Here is a 16,237-nt window from a genome sequence, read left to right as displayed (position 1 = left end):
ATACTGACGGCTGTATTAGACTCTGTTTTGATCAAATAGCTCTTATATGCAGGGATTGCAATCGCGCTAAGTACACCAATAATTCCTACCACAATCATCAATTCAATTAAGGTAAAACCACTTTGTTTCGTTTTCTTATTTGTGTTCATTATTTGATTTGCTCCGTTTGAACGCATAAGGATGGGCAGAGCATAAGAAGCTTGTGGGTTGGTGGGAATGAGATAAAGAGCAGTGCGCGAGCGATTTGGATTTTTTACCTGTTTAGTTGCATATATCAATCACTAAAATACGACTGACTTAAAAATGCCGTCTTGCTTTTGATACGCAAGCAATAAAAAAGGAAGCTCATCCGGCTTCCTTAACTATTTGAAATTTTTGATCTTTATTCCAATAATTTCAGTAATTAATTACTGAAAGCGCATTGAGAGATCGAGTGCTTTAATGTGCTTAGTCAGCGCGCCGACTGAGATGTAATCGACACCGGTTCGCGCGTAATCGCCAATGGTTTCTAATGTGACGTTACCAGAATTTTCTAAAGCCGCGCGGCCTGCGTTAATTGCTACCGCTTCGCGCATCATCTCAATGCTAAAATTATCCAGCATAATGATGTCAGCGCCCGCTTGAATCGCCTCTTCTAACTCTTGCAAGCTTTCGGTTTCGACTTCGACAGGTTTACCGGGGTTGAGCTGTTTAGCGGTGCTGATGGCTTGGGTAATACCGCCACAAGCAATGATATGGTTTTCTTTAATTAAATAAGCATCAAACACGCCAATACGATGGTTAAAGCCGCCGCCACACGCGACAGCATATTTCAGTGCGCTGCGCAGGCCAGGGATAGTTTTGCGTGTATCAAGTAGTCTGCATTCGGTGCCTTCTAGCTGTTTGGCATACTGAGCAGTAATGCTGGCACAACCTGACAAGGTTTGAATGAAGTTCATCGCATTGCGTTCACCAGTCAGCAGCGCGCGAGCTGGACCTTCAAGAGTGCACAAAACTTGGTTTGGCTTAACTTGATCACCATCTTGGACATGCCAGTCAATTTTCACTTCACCACCAAGTTGTTTGAAGACTTCCTCTGCCCATGCTTGGCCACAAAATACGCCATGTTCACGGGTGATGAGAGTCGCGCTATTACGCGCATCCGCTGGAATAAGGTTTGCGGTGATATCAGCAGTCGCATCCAAGCTGCCACCGAGATCTTCTCTGAGTGCATCGCTAACGGCACGAGTAATTTCCAATGGGAGTTGCTGTTTCAGATAATCAAGGCGTTGTTGGCTGTTGTGTGTATTTTTCATCGCAAATCTAATATGGTGTTGAACAGAGTGAGAATGATACGCTGAGTTTTACTCAAATTCAGCCACTAATCTCGCATTTCCTCTGGCTAAGGTTCATTTTTGTTTGAGTGTAAGGGGTCAACTGATGATCGATAAAAAGGGTTGGTATCAAAGCGCACGTCGAGTGCCATCGCCGTTTTATGATCAGCGAAGCGATGCGCAAGATATTTCATTGCTGGTAGTACATAATATCAGCTTGCCTCCGGGCCAGTTCGGCGGCCCATATATTGAGCAGTTTTTCACTGGCACGCTTGACCCGAATCAACACCCTTTTTTTCAAACCATCCACCAGATGCGCGTCTCGGCTCACTGCCTTATTCGGCGAGAGGGAGAAGTAGTGCAATTTGTGCCATTTAATGCCAGAGCTTGGCATGCGGGCCAGTCAAGCTTCGCTGGTCGTGCAAAATGCAATGATTATTCGATTGGGATTGAATTGGAAGGGAGCGATGAGACGGCTTATACTCCTGCGCAATATCAAGCCTTAGCGACTTTGACGTGTGCATTGCAGCGGCGTTATCCGCTCATCACCAATCAACGCATCACCGGGCATCAATACATTGCGCCATTACGCAAAACTGACCCCGGCTTGGTATTTGATTGGCGGTGCTATCGAGCCTTGTTGGCAACAAATGACTAACAACAAATAGCGAACAACGAATTAAATCGAATCGTGATATTCCACTAAAATTTGCTCAACCCAGCATTGAATGCGTTCGTCGCTTTGCTCGTATTGCGAATCTTCATCGAGTGCGAGACCAACAAAGTGGCGGCCATCTTTCGTTAGGGCTTTTGACGCTTCAAAATGGTAGCCTTGGTTGGGCCAGTAGCCAATCAATTGAGCACCAATTTGTTTTAGCTCGTCATGCAGCATCCCCATCGCATCGAGGTACCATTCGCCATAACCTTCTTGATCGCCTAAGCCGAACAATGCGACGTACTTGCCTTTTAGCGACACGCCACCGATTTGATCCCATATTGCGCTCCAATCTTCTTGGATTTCGCCAAAGTCCCAAGTTGAGATGCCCAGTATTAAAAGATCATAGTTGCTCATCAAAGAGAGTGGCGTTTCTTTCACATTGTGAATCTCCACCAAATCCTCACCGATGAGCGCACGGATCTTCTCTGCTGCCATTTCGGTATAACAAGTTGTTGAGCCGTAAAAAAGACCGATCTTCATAATTTTGTGTTCGTTTTAAATCAAGAATAGTGAATTCTAACCATAAAATGACGCGCTTTGCAGCGATTATCCTGCCGATGATGTTTTTTTATGGTATTAAACCAGTGGCTCACATAACCTGAGCAACTCGATTTTCACCACAGAGGTTTGATGTGTCTGAATATATTTCTCCTGATCAAGGGGTTGTGGAACAGTTTTTAGATGCGATGTGGATGGAGCGTGGTTTAGCTGAAAACACGCTCTCATCGTATCGCAATGATCTGACGAAATTGTTGCAATGGATGCAGCACAATAATTATCGCCTTGACTTTATTAGTGTCACTGGTTTGCAGCAGTACCAAGCGTGGCTCGCTGATCAAGACTATAAGCAAACCTCGCGGGCACGTATGTTGTCGGCGATTCGTCGTTTATTTCAATATCTTCACCGTGAGAAGCTCCGCGGCGATGATCCGAGCGCGCTCTTAATTAGCCCTAAATTGCCGCAGCGTCTGCCTAAAGATTTATCCGAGCAGCAAGTGGAAGATTTATTGAATGCTCCCGATACTAATAATCCTCTAGAATTACGTGACAGAGCGATGTTGGAACTCTTGTATGCAACAGGGCTACGGGTGACCGAATTGGTTTCACTGACCATGGAAAATATCAGTTTACGTCAAGGCGTAGTAAGAGTGATTGGTAAAGGTGGCAAAGAGCGTCTTGTACCGATGGGCGAAAATGCCGTTGATTGGATTGAAACTTTTCTTGAACAAGGGCGGTCTACTCTGCTGGGCGAACAAACGTCGGATGTGGTTTTCCCTAGCCGACGAGCAAGGCAGATGACTCGTCAAACCTTTTGGCACCGAATTAAACACTACGCAGTGATCGCACAAATCGATGTGGAAAAACTCTCTCCACACGTATTAAGGCATGCTTTTGCCACGCATCTACTCAATTACGGTGCCGATTTGCGTGTAGTGCAAATGCTGCTCGGTCATAGTGACTTATCGACCACGCAAATTTATACTCATGTTGCGACTGAGCGACTTAAACAATTACATAGCGAGCACCATCCAAGGGCTTGAAAAGGTGAATTTAATGAGCGTATTACGCCAACTGACTCTTCTTACATTGCCACTTTTTGCTGTGGCGTGTAACGCCGAAACCACAGAGCAAGTGACGTCAACGGCTGTGCAAGCGGCTGCGCTTGATAAAACGGTTTTTGAACAACGTTTTTCTAAACTCGGATTGGAAGTACTGAGTGTTCAAGCCTCTGATATTCCGGGAGTGATTGAAGTACAAACTTCCGGTGGCGTGCTATTTTCTGCGCCTGACGCGAGCCATTTTATCGCCGGAACCTTGTATGAATTAGATAAGAATGGTGGTTATGTCGATGTGTTAGCCAAACGCCAAGCGCCCGTTAATGCGGCGAAGATCGCGCAGTTTGAATCGAGTATGATCGAATACAAAGCCGCCAATGAAAAATACGTGGTGACTGTTTTTACTGATATTACCTGTGGTTATTGCACTCGTTTGCATAGTCAAATGAAAGGGTATAACGACCTAGGGATCACCGTGCGCTACATGGCTTACCCGCGTCAAGGCGTTACGGGGCAAGTAGCTGATCAGATGGCCGCTATCTGGAATGCAGATGATAAAATGGCAGCGATGAATGAGGCAAAAACCAATCATCAATTGCCAGAAGCAGGGCAGAACATTCAACAGGCTAAGCAGTTGATTACCAAACACTATCAGCTCGGGCGTGAGTTAGGCATCAACGGCACGCCTGCGATTTTCCTACCGAATGGCGAAATGGTTGGCGGTTATTTACCACCAGAGCAATTGTTGCAACGCCTTCAGCAGATTCAATAACTTTAGGAGTCGGGCTTGAGTGTTCTTGAGCCCGCTGATTTATGATTGAAATAAAACAAAGACCAGCCCCCGATCTTTCGCAACTCCCTGACACGATTCCTACACTGCTTAAACGTATCTATATCAACCGTGGTATCACGAACCTTGAACAACTCGACAAGGCCGCGAAAGCACTGCATTCCTACCAACAATTAGGTGGTATAGAGCAAGCGGTACAACTACTTTTTCACGCCATTGAGCAGCAGCAGCGCATCATAGTCGTCGGGGATTTTGATGCTGATGGCGCAACCAGTTGCGCCTTATCTGTTTTGGCGTTGCGAATGTTGGGATCGCACAATGTGGACTATCTCGTGCCTAACCGTTTTGAAGATGGTTATGGCTTAAGCCCTGAAGTGGTCGATCAAGCGATAGAGCTTGGCGCGCAGATGATCATGACGGTCGATAATGGCGTCTCCTCTATCGACGGGGTGCGTTATGCCAAGCAGCAAGGGCTGACCGTCTTGGTGACCGATCACCATTTACCGGGACACGAGTTGCCAGAGGTTGATGCGATGGTGAATCCCAATTTGGCTAACTGCCCGTTTCCCTCGAAGGCATTAGCTGGCGTAGGGGTGGCTTTCTATTTGATGATGGCGCTGTGCGTGCATATGCGAAAAAACGGCTGGTTTACTCGACAAGGTATGAGTGAACCCAAGTTGATGGAGCTGATTGACTTAGTCGCACTGGGTACTGTCGCTGATGTTGTGCCGCTCGATGAAAACAACCGCATTTTAGTGTATCAAGGTTTGCAACGCATTCGCGCCGGGCATGCAAGGCCGGGTATTCAAGCTTTGATTGAGGTTGCTAAACGTGACGCGAGGCGTTTAGTTGCCTCGGATTTTGGCTTTGCGTTAGGGCCACGCATCAATGCGGCAGGGCGCTTGGATGATATGTCATTTGGCGTTGAGCTGCTAATGTGCAATGACATTCACGCTGCGCGTAGAATGGCCAGTGAGCTGGATGGCCTTAACCAAACTCGTAAAGAGATTGAAGAGGGGATGAAGCAAGAGGCGCTGGCTTTTTGTGAGCGCTTACAACTGAGTGAAAATAGCGAATTGCCGCACGGTTTAGTGCTGTTTCAGCGGGATTGGCACCAAGGTGTGATTGGTATTTTAGCCTCACGTATTAAAGATAAATATCATCGCCCTGTGATTGCGTTTGCCGATGGTGGCGATGGCAGTATTAAAGGGTCATGCCGCTCTGTTGCTGGGTTACACATGCGCGATGTGCTGGATCGCATTGATACACAAAACCCCGGTTTAATCGTCAAATTTGGTGGTCACGCGATGGCGGCAGGTTTAACTATTGCCGAAAAAGAGTTTGAGCGTTTTGCTGAGCTGTTTGATCAAGCTGTACGTCGCGAGTTAGATGAAAGCGCGCTCAAGGGCGTGATTTTATCCGACGGGGAGTTAACACCTGAAGAGTTCTCGATGCACACCGCTGAAACCTTGCGTTCCGGTGGCCCATGGGGGCAGGCGTTTCCTGAGCCTCTCTTTGACGGTGAGTTCAAACTATTGCACCAAAAGCTGGTGGGAGAAAAGCATTTGAAACTGATGCTTGAGCCGTTATTCAAAGGCCACCCAACCAACATTATGATCGATGGCATTGCTTTTAATGTCGATTTAAGACGCTGGCCAGATGCGTCGGTGAAAACGGTGCGTCTTGCGTATAAGCTTGATATTAATGAGTTTCGCGGCAATCAGTCATTGCAATTGATGATTGATCACCTCGAAGCGAAGTAACGGCTTGATATTTCTCTTCCTTCGATGCGTGACATGATCTCCCTCCCCTAGAAAGGGGAGGTCCCAACCAATGTTTGCTCTTACATTCCCTCCCCCTAGAAGGGGGAGGAGCCAAAGAATGTTTCCTCTTGAAAGGGTAGATGACAAAGAATGTTTCCCCATTTCTAGCCCATCATTTCCCCATCTGTATTCATTTTGTAATTGGTCTGACCAATAATATTGCTGTTTTAATCGACTATTGTTATCAAAGTGTTTAAGCGTGGGCCGTTCTATGATTTAGGTCAACTTTTGGCTGGACAGCTACGTTTTAATTATGTTAATTTCTGCACCAACTTGGAATTGGTATTACCAATTGACTGCAAAGAGTAGAAGAATAATAAATTATGGCTTATCAAAGGATTCGTCAGCCAAAACTCTCTGATGTAATTGAACAGGAGTTAGAAAGGCTGATAGTGGAAGGAACACTCTCTCCGGGGCAACAATTGCCTCCAGAACGAGAACTGGCAAAACAGTTCGAGGTGTCTCGTCCATCCATTCGTGAAGCCATTCAACGCCTCGAAGCCAAGCGTTTATTAACCCGCCGTCAAGGTGGAGGTACGTTTGTTAGTGAGAACATTTGGCAGAGTTTTTCTGATCCTCTGCTAAATTTATTGTCTAGCCACTCTGAAACCCAGCTCGATCTATTGGAATCGCGCCACGCGATGGAAGGTATTTCAGCTTATTTCGCAGCATTGCGTGGTACTGAGGAAGATTTTGCTCGCATTCAAGCCTGTTTGGCGAGAATTGGTGAACAACAAGCGAAAAAAGAGGTCGAAGCAGAAGCGTCTGCGGTGGTCGCGTTTTTAGTCGCTCTCACTGAAGCGGCCCACAACGTGGTGCTTTTGCATATTGTTCGCAGCCTCGCTCCTTTGCTTGAGCAAAATGTTCTACAGAATTTAAAACTATTACACCGCCGCCATGAAGTGGTGGAGAAAGTAAGTAGACACCGAGCTAATATCGTGGATGCGATCGTTTCTGGTCAGCCGGAAAAGGCGCGCGAAATGTCCCATTCTCACTTAGCTTATATCGAAGAAACATTGCTGGATTTGACCAAAGAAGAGTCTCGTCGTGAGCGTTCGTTGCGCCGAATTCAGCAGGGTAATGAGTCGTAACCTACGACGAATTGCTTGTTTTATAGATCCAACCAATAGAAGGATAGATCGCCATGTCTGACATGAAGCATGACGTAGATGCACTGGAAACTCAGGAATGGCTAGCCGCCCTTGAGTCAGTTGTACGTGAAGAAGGTGTAGAACGCGCTCAGTTCTTACTTGAGCAAATTCTAGATAAAGCACGTCTAGACGGTGTTGATATGCCAACCGGTATTACCACGAACTACATCAACACCATTCCAGCTGCGCAAGAACCAGCATACCCAGGTGACACAACGCTTGAGCGTCGCATTCGCTCAATCATCCGTTGGAACGCGATTATGATCGTTCTACGTGCATCGAAAAAAGACCTCGATCTTGGCGGCCACATGGCGTCATTCCAGTCTTCTGCTTCGTTCTACGAAACATGTTTTAACCACTTCTTCCGTGCGCCGAATGAAAAAGATGGCGGTGACTTGGTTTATTATCAAGGTCACATCTCTCCAGGGATCTACGCACGTGCGTTCGTTGAAGGCCGCCTAACGGCTGAGCAACTTGACAACTTCCGCCAAGAAGTGGATGGCAAAGGTATTCCTTCCTACCCACACCCGAAATTGATGCCTGAATTCTGGCAATTCCCGACCGTATCTATGGGTCTGGGTCCAATTTCTGCAATCTATCAAGCGCGTTTCCTCAAATATCTTGATGGCCGTGGTATGAAAGACACTTCTGAACAGCGTGTATACGCGTTCCTAGGTGATGGCGAGATGGATGAGCCAGAATCACGCGGTGCGATTTCATTCGCCGCTCGTGAGAAGCTTGATAACCTATGTTTCCTTATCAACTGTAACTTGCAACGTCTAGACGGCCCAGTCATGGGTAACGGTAAGATCATCCAAGAACTTGAAGGTCTATTTAAAGGCGCAGGTTGGAACGTTGTTAAAGTGATTTGGGGTAACAACTGGGATTCTCTACTGGCGAAAGACACCACAGGTAAGCTGCTTCAGTTGATGAACGAAACCATCGATGGTGACTACCAAACATTTAAAGCGAAAGATGGTGCTTACGTGCGTAAACACTTCTTTGGTAAATACCCAGAAACAGCGGCGCTTGTTGCTGACATGACTGATGATCAAATTTTCGCGCTCAAGCGTGGTGGTCATGAGTCTTCTAAACTGTACGCAGCCTTTACTAACGCTCAAGACACGAAAGGCAAGCCAACCGTGATTCTGGCGAAGACCGTTAAAGGTTACGGCATGGGTGAAGCGGCAGAAGGTAAGAACATCGCTCACCAAGTGAAGAAAATGGACATGACTCACGTGCTGCAACTGCGTGATCGTCTTGGTCTACAAGATCTTCTGACGGATGAAGCTGTGAAAGAGTTGCCATACCTAACATTGGCAGAAGGCTCGAAAGAGCACGAATACTTACACGCTCGCCGTAAAGCGCTAAAAGGTTACACACCTCAACGCTTGCCTAAGTTCACTCAAGAACTTGTGATTCCAGCGGTTGAAGAGTTCAAGCCTCTGCTTGAAGAGCAAAAACGTGAAATCTCAACCACAATGGCGTTTGTCCGTGCGTTGAACATTTTGCTCAAAGATAAGAGCATTGGTAAAAATATTGTGCCAATCATTGCAGATGAAGCACGTACTTTCGGTATGGAAGGTCTGTTCCGTCAAATCGGTATCTATAACCCACACGGTCAGAACTACACTCCTCAAGACCGCGACATCGTTTCTTACTATAAAGAAGCGACTTCAGGTCAGGTACTGCAAGAAGGGATCAACGAGCTGGGTGCTATGTCTTCATGGGTTGCTGCTGCAACTTCATACTCGACAAACGATCTGCCAATGATTCCGTTCTACATCTACTACTCTATGTTTGGTTTCCAACGCGTTGGCGACATGGCATGGATGGCAGGTGACCAACAAGCACGTGGTTTCCTGTTGGGCGCTACCGCTGGTCGTACGACGCTGAACGGTGAAGGTCTACAGCACGAAGATGGTCACTCGCACATATTGGCGGCAACGGTTCCTAACTGTCTTTCTTACGATCCAACATTTGCTTACGAAGTTGCAGTCATCATGCAAGACGGTATTCGCCGCATGTATGGTGATCAAGAGAACGTGTTCTACTACCTAACGCTGATGAACGAGAACTACGCAATGCCTGAGATGCCACAAGGCGCTGAAGAAGGTATTCGTAAAGGTATCTACAAATTAGAAAGCTACGCTCCACAAGGAACGACTGGCTCTAAAGGTAAAGTTCAGTTAATGAGCTCAGGTACGATCATGAACGAAGTACGCAAAGCGGCTCAAATCTTAAGTGATGAGTACGGTGTTGCTTCAGATGTTTACTCAGTAACATCATTCAACGAAGTGACTCGTGATGGCCAAGCATGTGAGCGTTACAACATGCTTCACCCTGAAGCGCAGCCGCAAGTACCTTACATTCAAACGGTAATGGGTAACGAGCCTGCCATCGCAGCAACTGACTACATGAAGAACTACGCTGAGCAAGCACGTGCGTTTATCCCGGCTGAATCATACAAAGTACTAGGTACTGATGGTTTTGGTCGTTCTGATAGCCGTGAAAACCTACGTCGTCACTTCGAAGTGAACGCAGGTTACGTGGTGGTTGCCGCGCTAAGCGAACTAGCGAAACGTGGTGATGTTGAGAAATCAGTTGTGGTTGAAGCGATTAAGAAATTCAACATCGATACTGAAAAAACAAACCCGCTATACGCTTAATTAAGGTAGGAAAGAATAATGGCAATCGAAATTAATGTACCGGATATTGGTGCGGATGAGGTTGAAGTTACTGAGATTCTTGTCAGCGTTGGCGACAAGGTTGAAGAAGAGCAATCTCTTATTACTGTAGAAGGTGATAAGGCTTCTATGGAAGTACCAGCTTCTCAAGCGGGTATTGTAAAAGAAATCAAAGTAGTCGCGGGCGATAAAGTATCGACCGGTTCACTTATCATGATTTTTGAAGCAGAAGGCGCTGCGGTCGCAGCGCCAGCAGTGGAAGCTGCACCGGTTGCGGCTCCTGCTGCCGCGGCTGTCGCTGAGCTTAAAGAAGTTCACGTGCCAGATATCGGCGGTGATGAAGTGGAAGTCACTGAAATCATGGTTGCAGTCGGCGATTCAATCGCAGAAGAGCAATCTCTACTGACGGTTGAAGGTGACAAAGCCTCAATGGAAGTACCTGCTCCATTTGCTGGTGTACTGAAAGAGATCAAAGTGGCCGCGGGCGATAAAGTATCGACAGGCTCACTGGTGATGATCTTTGAAGTGGCGGGTTCCGCTCCGGCGGCAGCCTCTGCTCAAGTAGCAGCACCTGTAGCTGCAGCACCAGCCGCTTCGGCAGCAAAAGAGATCCACGTACCGGATATCGGTGGTGATGAAGTCGAAGTGACGGAAATCATGGTGGCGGTTGGCGATACCGTGAGTGAAGAGCAGTCTCTTATCACCGTAGAAGGCGATAAAGCATCAATGGAAGTTCCTGCGCCGTTTGCTGGTGTTGTGAAAGAGATCAAAGTTGCAGCTGGCGATAAAGTGTCAACAGGCTCTCTTATCATGGTGTTTGAAGTTGCTGGTGCAGCGCCCGTTGCCGTAGCGGCCCCTGCGCAAGCAGCGGCTCCAGCCGCATCAGCGCCAAAAGCGGAAGCGGTAAAATCAGCTGTGGCAGCACCTGCCGAGTTTGAAGAGAACAATGAGTACTCTCACGCATCACCGGTTGTGCGCCGTATTGCGCGTGAATTTGGTGTTAACCTAGCGAAAGTCAAAGGTTCTGGCCGTAAGAGCCGCATCCTCAAAGAAGACGTGCAAAACTACGTGAAAGAAGCGCTGAAGCGTCTTGAATCGGGTTCTGCCGCAGTGGCTTCTGGTAAAGGTGATGGCGCCGCGCTTGGCTTGCTACCTTGGCCAAAAGTGGACTTCAGCAAGTTTGGTGACACAGAAGTAAAACCGCTTTCACGTATTAAGAAGATCTCTGGTGCTAACTTGCATCGTAACTGGGTGATGATCCCACACGTTACCCAATGGGATAATGCGGATATCACCGAGCTTGAGAACTTCCGTAAAGAGCAAAATGCGATTGAAGCGAAGAACGACACTGGCATGAAGATCACCCCACTGGTGTTCATCATGAAAGCGGTAGCGAAAGCACTAGAAGCATTCCCATCGTTTAACTCTTCACTTTCTGAAGATGGCGAAAGCTTGATTCTGAAGAAGTACGTGAACGTGGGTATTGCTGTTGATACGCCAAATGGTCTTGTTGTTCCTGTCTTCAAAGATGTGAACAAAAAAGGCATTTATGAGCTATCAAGAGAGCTGGCTGAAGTATCGAAGAAAGCCCGTGCAGGTAAACTGACCGCTGCAGACATGCAAGGTGGCTGTTTCACTATCTCTAGCTTAGGTGGCATCGGCGGTACAGCGTTTACGCCTATCGTTAACGCGCCAGAAGTCGGTATCCTTGGGGTATCTAAGTCTGAGTTTAAGCCAGTGTGGAACGGTAAAGAGTTCGAACCACGCCTACAACTGCCACTATCACTGTCATACGATCACCGTGTGATTGATGGTGCGGAAGGTGCGCGTTTCATCACATTCCTAAATGGCGCGCTATCAGACATTCGTCGTCTGGTTCTGTAAGCCAAGTTTAGTGAAAGAGAGGGCGGCCGTTAAAGCCGCCCTTGTTAACACGAATAATTGAACAATTGGATTACGAAGGGTTTTTTCTTAATCGAATTGTCGTCTAGCTCACAGGCTAAATGGATTTACTTTTCACACCATTAACATCTCTGTAAACTGTTGCGGTCTGAAAATAATTCGTTTTAATTCATTTGTTTTAAGTAATTGGCTCAGTCATGGGTTTAATTCATTGGATTAAACACTAAAAACAACGAGAACATCCACTCAGCCTGTTAGGGATAATGACTACAAGAGGTCAAAATGAGCAAAGAAATCAAAGCCCAAGTCGTCGTACTTGGTGCCGGTCCTGCTGGTTACTCCGCTGCATTCCGCTGTGCAGACTTAGGTCTTGAAACAGTACTTGTTGAACGCTACAGCACCCTTGGCGGTGTGTGTTTGAACGTGGGTTGTATCCCATCAAAAGCGTTGCTGCACGTTGCAAAAGTTATCGAAGAAGCGAAAGCATTGGCCCAGCACGGTATTGTGTTTGGTGAACCACAAACGGACATCGATAAAATCCGCCTTTGGAAAGAAAAAGTTATCAACCAGTTAACGGGCGGTCTTGGCGGCATGGCGAAGATGCGCAAAGTGACTGTCGTGAACGGTTTCGGCAAATTTACTGGCCCTAACGCCATTGAAGTTGAAGGTGAAGACGGTAAAACCGTGGTTAATTTTGATAACGCCATCGTTGCAGCTGGTTCTCGTCCAATTAAACTGCCATTCATTCCTCATGAAGACCCACGCATTTGGGATTCAACGGATGCACTTGAACTGAAAGAAGTTCCTGGAAAACTGTTGATCATGGGGGGTGGTATCATCGGTCTAGAAATGGCGACGGTTTACCACTCGCTAGGTTCTAAGATTGATGTGGTTGAGATGTTTGACCAACTTATCCCAGCGGCGGATAAAGACATGGTTAAAGTCTACACCAAACGTATCAAAGACAAATTTAACCTGATGCTTGAAACCAAAGTAACCGCTGTTGAAGCAAAAGAAGATGGTATCTACGTTTCAATGGAAGGCAAAAAAGCACCAGCGCAAGCTGAGCGTTATGATGCCGTTCTTGTTGCTATCGGCCGCGTACCAAACGGTAAGCTGATGGATGCTGAAAAAGCAGGTATTGAAGTTGATGAGCGCGGCTTTATCAATGTTGATAAGCAAATGCGTACTAACGTTCCTCATATCTTCGCGATCGGTGATATTGTTGGTCAACCAATGTTGGCGCACAAAGGTGTGCATGAAGGCCACGTAGCAGCAGAAGTAATTTCTGGTAAGAAGCACTACTTCGATCCTAAAGTTATCCCTTCAATTGCGTACACTGAGCCAGAAGTGGCTTGGGTTGGTAAAACTGAAAAAGAAGCCAAAGCAGAAGGCATTAACTACGAAGTCGCGACATTCCCATGGGCAGCTTCTGGCCGTGCTATCGCTTCTGATTGTGCAGACGGTATGACTAAGCTTATCTTTGATAAAGAGACTCACCGCGTGATTGGTGGCGCTATCGTTGGTACTAACGGCGGCGAACTGCTTGGTGAAATCGGTTTGGCTATCGAGATGGGTTGTGATGCAGAAGATATCGCTTTGACGATTCATGCTCACCCAACGTTACATGAATCGGTAGGCCTTGCTGCGGAAGTATTTGAAGGCACGATTACTGATCTGCCAAACGCAAAAGCGAAAAAGAAAAAGTAACTTCAACGCTGATGCGTTAAATTGCTGGTTAGTTAAATTGCCGGTTCGTAACATAGTAAAAAACCGCTGAATTCAGCGGTTTTTTTATGCTCATAATTCAGAGACTAGGAAGTTAAGCCTAGTGATCTTTTTTATAGATGCAGAGCATGCTGAGGTAGCTTTTCACGAGTACACCCATGCTGGCTTCGTCTTGTATGCGATTTGCTTGTACAAATAGTGAGTAGAAGATACCAAGAAAGAGCGTAGCAAGATGTTCTGGTTCATGCCGATCGCACACTTCGCCACGTTCAATGGCTTTGATAAACATATTTTGTACCAAAAGTTGATTAGTACGGTTGGTGGAGACAAAAAGTGGCCACACTTCTTCGCGCGTTGAAGCGCTCCATTCAAACCATACTTTTAACCAGTGACAATCTTCAATCACAAGAGAAATCATCTTAGTGGTGATGTTGGTTAAGTTATCTTTCGCATGCAAATCAAGATCAATATTATCTGCGAGGAAGTTTGAAAACTGACGTACAACATGAGTGAGTACGTCGTCGACTAAATCTTCTCGGGTTGGAAAGTAGTTAAAGACAGTAGCGACTGAAACTTGGGCGATTTCAGCAATATCTGCGTGGCCACCTCGGCCTATTCCCCGTGTTGCAAACACTTCAAGGGCGATTTCCATCAGTTGAAGTTTGCGTTTTTGTGGTGATAAGCGAGTTCTGGGGCGTTTTTCTATCGATGTTTCCATGAGTTGTTAATCCTTGCCAATGACTGTTGAATTGAGCTTTTCGCTCTAATGATTATTTTGTTAGTTGCTTTAAAGCTTTATGAGTGTACTGCTGCATATGGTTGAGGTCAACGTTTCGAGTTTGTTTTTTGTGCGATCGTGTTAAATCCCATCGGATTCAACGTGTTTTATTGTATCTTTTATTGATGTGGCGTATTTGTGGTGAGCGTGTCTGCGGCAGCGTAGGAGCTTTATTTCATCATATCCAGAGTTTTGCTAATTATTTAACTATCCTGTGTGGCAGTGGTACTATACGCGCCAAGCTAGTTACGCGACGCCATCATTAAACTGCGATGATCGTAGCGTGTCGCATCACCCGAAAAGAGAACAGTATGAAACATACAGTTGAAGTGATGATTTCTGAGCAAGTGGTTCAGGAACGAATTCGTGAATTAGGCAAACAAATCACAGAGCATTACCAAGGTAGTGAAGATCTGGTACTGGTGGGCTTGTTGCGCGGCTCATTTGTCTTCATGGCAGACTTAGCTCGCGCGATCGACTTAGTTCATCAAGTCGATTTTATGACCGCGTCAAGCTATGGCAACACGATGCAAAGCTCACGTGATGTGCGCATTCTGAAAGATCTGGATGATGACATTAAAGGTAAAGATGTGTTGCTGGTAGAAGACATTATTGATACGGGTAATACACTAAATAAAGTAAAAGAAATTTTGTCTTTACGTGAACCTAAATCCATTCACATTTGTACTTTACTGGATAAGCCTTCACGCCGTGAGGTACCTGTAGAGGTCAAGTGGATCGGTTTTGAAATCCCAGATGAATTTGTCGTGGGCGTAGGTATCGACTACGCACAAAAATATCGTCACCTACCTTACATTGGTAAAGTTGTGCCGCAAGCGTAATTTTGCCAGCGATAATAGAATGCCCACTAAATAGTGGGCATTCTGTATTTTTAACTATCAGTTTTAACGGCAATTAACACGCTGTTATCGACACAGCAAGTTATGTTGCGCATTAAGAATTTTTTCCATCGCTTTTTGATAGGTGTCGTTGACTCGCTCACGTGAATCGCAGCGAACGCCTAAGTATTCCAAACGTCCGTCTTCAATACCGTAGACCACGCCATGCAGCTCGACATCTTGGCCGCGCTCCCATGCGTTTTGCAGTACGGTTGAGTTACCTAAATTATACACTTGCTCGGCAACGTTGATTTCGCACAATTTGTCGGCTTTATCTTGTTCTGGCATTGCATCTAAGTAGGTACGGTGCTTAAGGTATAAGTCACGCACGTGCAGTAACCAGTTGTTGATCAAGCCCAGCGGTGGGTTATCAATCGCTGCGTTGACGCCACCGCAGTCATAGTGCCCACAGATGATGATGTGCTTGACCTTCAGTACGTCAACCGCGTACTGCACTACAGAAAGGCAGTTAAGGTCAGTGTGAATCACTTGGTTTGCAACGTTGCGGTGTACAAACAGCTCACCAGAATAAAGCCCAGTCAAACGCTCGGCCGGAACTCGGCTATCAGAACAACCAATCCATAGAAAATCTGGGTCTTGCCCGCGAGCGAGTTTTGCAAAGTACTCAGGACGTTCAGCCTTAATCGATTCAGACCAACGTGAGTTATTTTCAAAAAGCTGTTTCAGTTCTGGCATCTCACTTCCCTTAAAAATAGTTCAATCGCATTAATGGTAATGCGCAAGAATAGGCCTGACTATACACAATGTTACAATTCTGTTCTCTTATAAAATGACAAAACACTCACTCATCTGACGAGTTTTCCTAGTAAAAAAATTAAACTGCTTCCATCGCTATTTGGATGGTCAACAGAGAATCAATCATATGTAAAAT

At 46.2% G+C, this 16,237-nt stretch carries 14 protein-coding genes; 9 read left to right on the top strand and 5 right to left on the bottom strand.

Annotated features, from left to right (window positions below; translation table 11 throughout):
- Both B9J87_RS17745 and nadC read right to left on the bottom strand, forming a co-directional pair.
- On the bottom strand, window positions 1-278 hold a 278-nt coding region (locus B9J87_RS17745; protein WP_141201553.1), incomplete at its 3' end, for a type IV pilin protein.
- 129 nt (window positions 279-407) lie between these two features.
- Window positions 408-1,295 (bottom strand): carboxylating nicotinate-nucleotide diphosphorylase, encoded by an 888-nt coding sequence (gene nadC, locus B9J87_RS07765; protein ID WP_017047002.1) that lies wholly within the window; start codon window positions 1,293-1,295, stop codon window positions 408-410.
- 124 nt (window positions 1,296-1,419) lie between these two features.
- On the opposite strand from nadC, the gene ampD reads away from it, so the two are divergent.
- Complete coding sequence (ampD, locus tag B9J87_RS07760; RefSeq protein ID WP_202599069.1) at window positions 1,420-1,971, top strand: 1,6-anhydro-N-acetylmuramyl-L-alanine amidase AmpD; 552 nt, start codon at window positions 1,420-1,422, stop codon at window positions 1,969-1,971.
- Window positions 1,972-1,992: 21 nt separating this feature from the next.
- Here the strand turns inward: ampD and fldB are convergent, their stop codons facing one another.
- Window positions 1,993-2,511: a flavodoxin FldB gene (gene fldB, locus B9J87_RS07755; RefSeq protein ID WP_094145252.1), complete on the bottom strand. Its 519-nt coding sequence runs from the start codon at window positions 2,509-2,511 to the stop codon at window positions 1,993-1,995.
- 152 nt (window positions 2,512-2,663) lie between these two features.
- On the opposite strand from fldB, the gene xerD reads away from it, so the two are divergent.
- From xerD to lpdA, 7 genes are all read left to right on the top strand, one after another.
- Window positions 2,664-3,572 (top strand): site-specific tyrosine recombinase XerD, encoded by a 909-nt coding sequence (xerD, locus tag B9J87_RS07750; RefSeq protein ID WP_013857679.1) that lies wholly within the window; start codon window positions 2,664-2,666, stop codon window positions 3,570-3,572.
- Between the two features lie 13 nt (window positions 3,573-3,585).
- Entirely contained in the window at window positions 3,586-4,359 is a 774-nt protein-coding gene (locus B9J87_RS07745; RefSeq protein ID WP_017045785.1) for a thioredoxin fold domain-containing protein, read from the top strand.
- A gap of 41 nt (window positions 4,360-4,400) precedes the next feature.
- Complete coding sequence (gene recJ / locus B9J87_RS07740) at window positions 4,401-6,140, top strand: single-stranded-DNA-specific exonuclease RecJ (RefSeq protein WP_094150049.1); 1,740 nt, start codon at window positions 4,401-4,403, stop codon at window positions 6,138-6,140.
- Between the two features lie 383 nt (window positions 6,141-6,523).
- Window positions 6,524-7,291, top strand: coding sequence for a pyruvate dehydrogenase complex transcriptional repressor PdhR (pdhR, locus tag B9J87_RS07735; protein ID WP_013857676.1), 768 nt, complete (start codon window positions 6,524-6,526; stop codon window positions 7,289-7,291).
- 53 nt (window positions 7,292-7,344) lie between these two features.
- Window positions 7,345-10,020, top strand: a complete 2,676-nt coding sequence (gene aceE, locus B9J87_RS07730; protein WP_088731722.1) for a pyruvate dehydrogenase (acetyl-transferring), homodimeric type — start codon at window positions 7,345-7,347, stop codon at window positions 10,018-10,020.
- Window positions 10,021-10,038: 18 nt separating this feature from the next.
- On the top strand, window positions 10,039-11,922 hold the full coding sequence (gene aceF / locus B9J87_RS07725; RefSeq protein WP_088731724.1) for a pyruvate dehydrogenase complex dihydrolipoyllysine-residue acetyltransferase: 1,884 nt from the start codon (window positions 10,039-10,041) through the stop codon (window positions 11,920-11,922).
- Between the two features lie 300 nt (window positions 11,923-12,222).
- The gene (lpdA, locus tag B9J87_RS07720; protein WP_013857673.1) at window positions 12,223-13,650 is read left to right on the top strand and encodes a dihydrolipoyl dehydrogenase; all 1,428 of its coding nucleotides are present in this window, start codon (window positions 12,223-12,225) and stop codon (window positions 13,648-13,650) included.
- Window positions 13,651-13,768: 118 nt separating this feature from the next.
- Here the strand turns inward: lpdA and B9J87_RS07715 are convergent, their stop codons facing one another.
- On the bottom strand, window positions 13,769-14,386 hold the full coding sequence (locus B9J87_RS07715; protein WP_013857672.1) for a LuxR/HapR/OpaR family quorum-sensing transcriptional regulator: 618 nt from the start codon (window positions 14,384-14,386) through the stop codon (window positions 13,769-13,771).
- A 371-nt stretch (window positions 14,387-14,757) separates the two neighbouring features.
- On the opposite strand from B9J87_RS07715, the gene hpt reads away from it, so the two are divergent.
- On the top strand, window positions 14,758-15,288 hold the full coding sequence (hpt, locus tag B9J87_RS07710) for a hypoxanthine phosphoribosyltransferase (RefSeq protein ID WP_010319544.1): 531 nt from the start codon (window positions 14,758-14,760) through the stop codon (window positions 15,286-15,288).
- A gap of 84 nt (window positions 15,289-15,372) precedes the next feature.
- Here the strand turns inward: hpt and can are convergent, their stop codons facing one another.
- Window positions 15,373-16,041, bottom strand: a complete 669-nt coding sequence (can, locus tag B9J87_RS07705) for a carbonate dehydratase (protein WP_013857670.1) — start codon at window positions 16,039-16,041, stop codon at window positions 15,373-15,375.
- Window positions 16,042-16,237 lie beyond the last annotated feature (196 nt).

Source organism: Vibrio sp. V19_P1S1T109, assembly GCF_002241375.1.
Taxonomy (GTDB): domain Bacteria; phylum Pseudomonadota; class Gammaproteobacteria; order Enterobacterales; family Vibrionaceae; genus Vibrio; species Vibrio anguillarum.
This window is presented reverse-complemented; position numbering and strand designations above follow the sequence as displayed.

What these genes read in the sequence shown, in the direction of transcription:
- nadC (WP_017047002.1), bottom strand. Translation starts at nt 1,295, where the DNA reads ATGAAAAATACACACAACAGCCAACAACGCCTTGATTATCTGAAACAG.
- ampD (WP_202599069.1), top strand. Translation starts at nt 1,420, where the DNA reads ATGATCGATAAAAAGGGTTGGTATCAAAGCGCACGTCGAGTGCCATCG.
- fldB (WP_094145252.1), bottom strand. Translation starts at nt 2,511, where the DNA reads ATGAAGATCGGTCTTTTTTACGGCTCAACAACTTGTTATACCGAAATG.
- B9J87_RS07745 (WP_017045785.1), top strand. Translation starts at nt 3,586, where the DNA reads ATGAGCGTATTACGCCAACTGACTCTTCTTACATTGCCACTTTTTGCT.
- recJ (WP_094150049.1), top strand. Translation starts at nt 4,401, where the DNA reads ATGATTGAAATAAAACAAAGACCAGCCCCCGATCTTTCGCAACTCCCT.
- pdhR (WP_013857676.1), top strand. Translation starts at nt 6,524, where the DNA reads ATGGCTTATCAAAGGATTCGTCAGCCAAAACTCTCTGATGTAATTGAA.
- aceE (WP_088731722.1), top strand. Translation starts at nt 7,345, where the DNA reads ATGTCTGACATGAAGCATGACGTAGATGCACTGGAAACTCAGGAATGG.
- aceF (WP_088731724.1), top strand. Translation starts at nt 10,039, where the DNA reads ATGGCAATCGAAATTAATGTACCGGATATTGGTGCGGATGAGGTTGAA.
- lpdA (WP_013857673.1), top strand. Translation starts at nt 12,223, where the DNA reads ATGAGCAAAGAAATCAAAGCCCAAGTCGTCGTACTTGGTGCCGGTCCT.
- B9J87_RS07715 (WP_013857672.1), bottom strand. Translation starts at nt 14,386, where the DNA reads ATGGAAACATCGATAGAAAAACGCCCCAGAACTCGCTTATCACCACAA.
- hpt (WP_010319544.1), top strand. Translation starts at nt 14,758, where the DNA reads ATGAAACATACAGTTGAAGTGATGATTTCTGAGCAAGTGGTTCAGGAA.
- can (WP_013857670.1), bottom strand. Translation starts at nt 16,041, where the DNA reads ATGCCAGAACTGAAACAGCTTTTTGAAAATAACTCACGTTGGTCTGAA.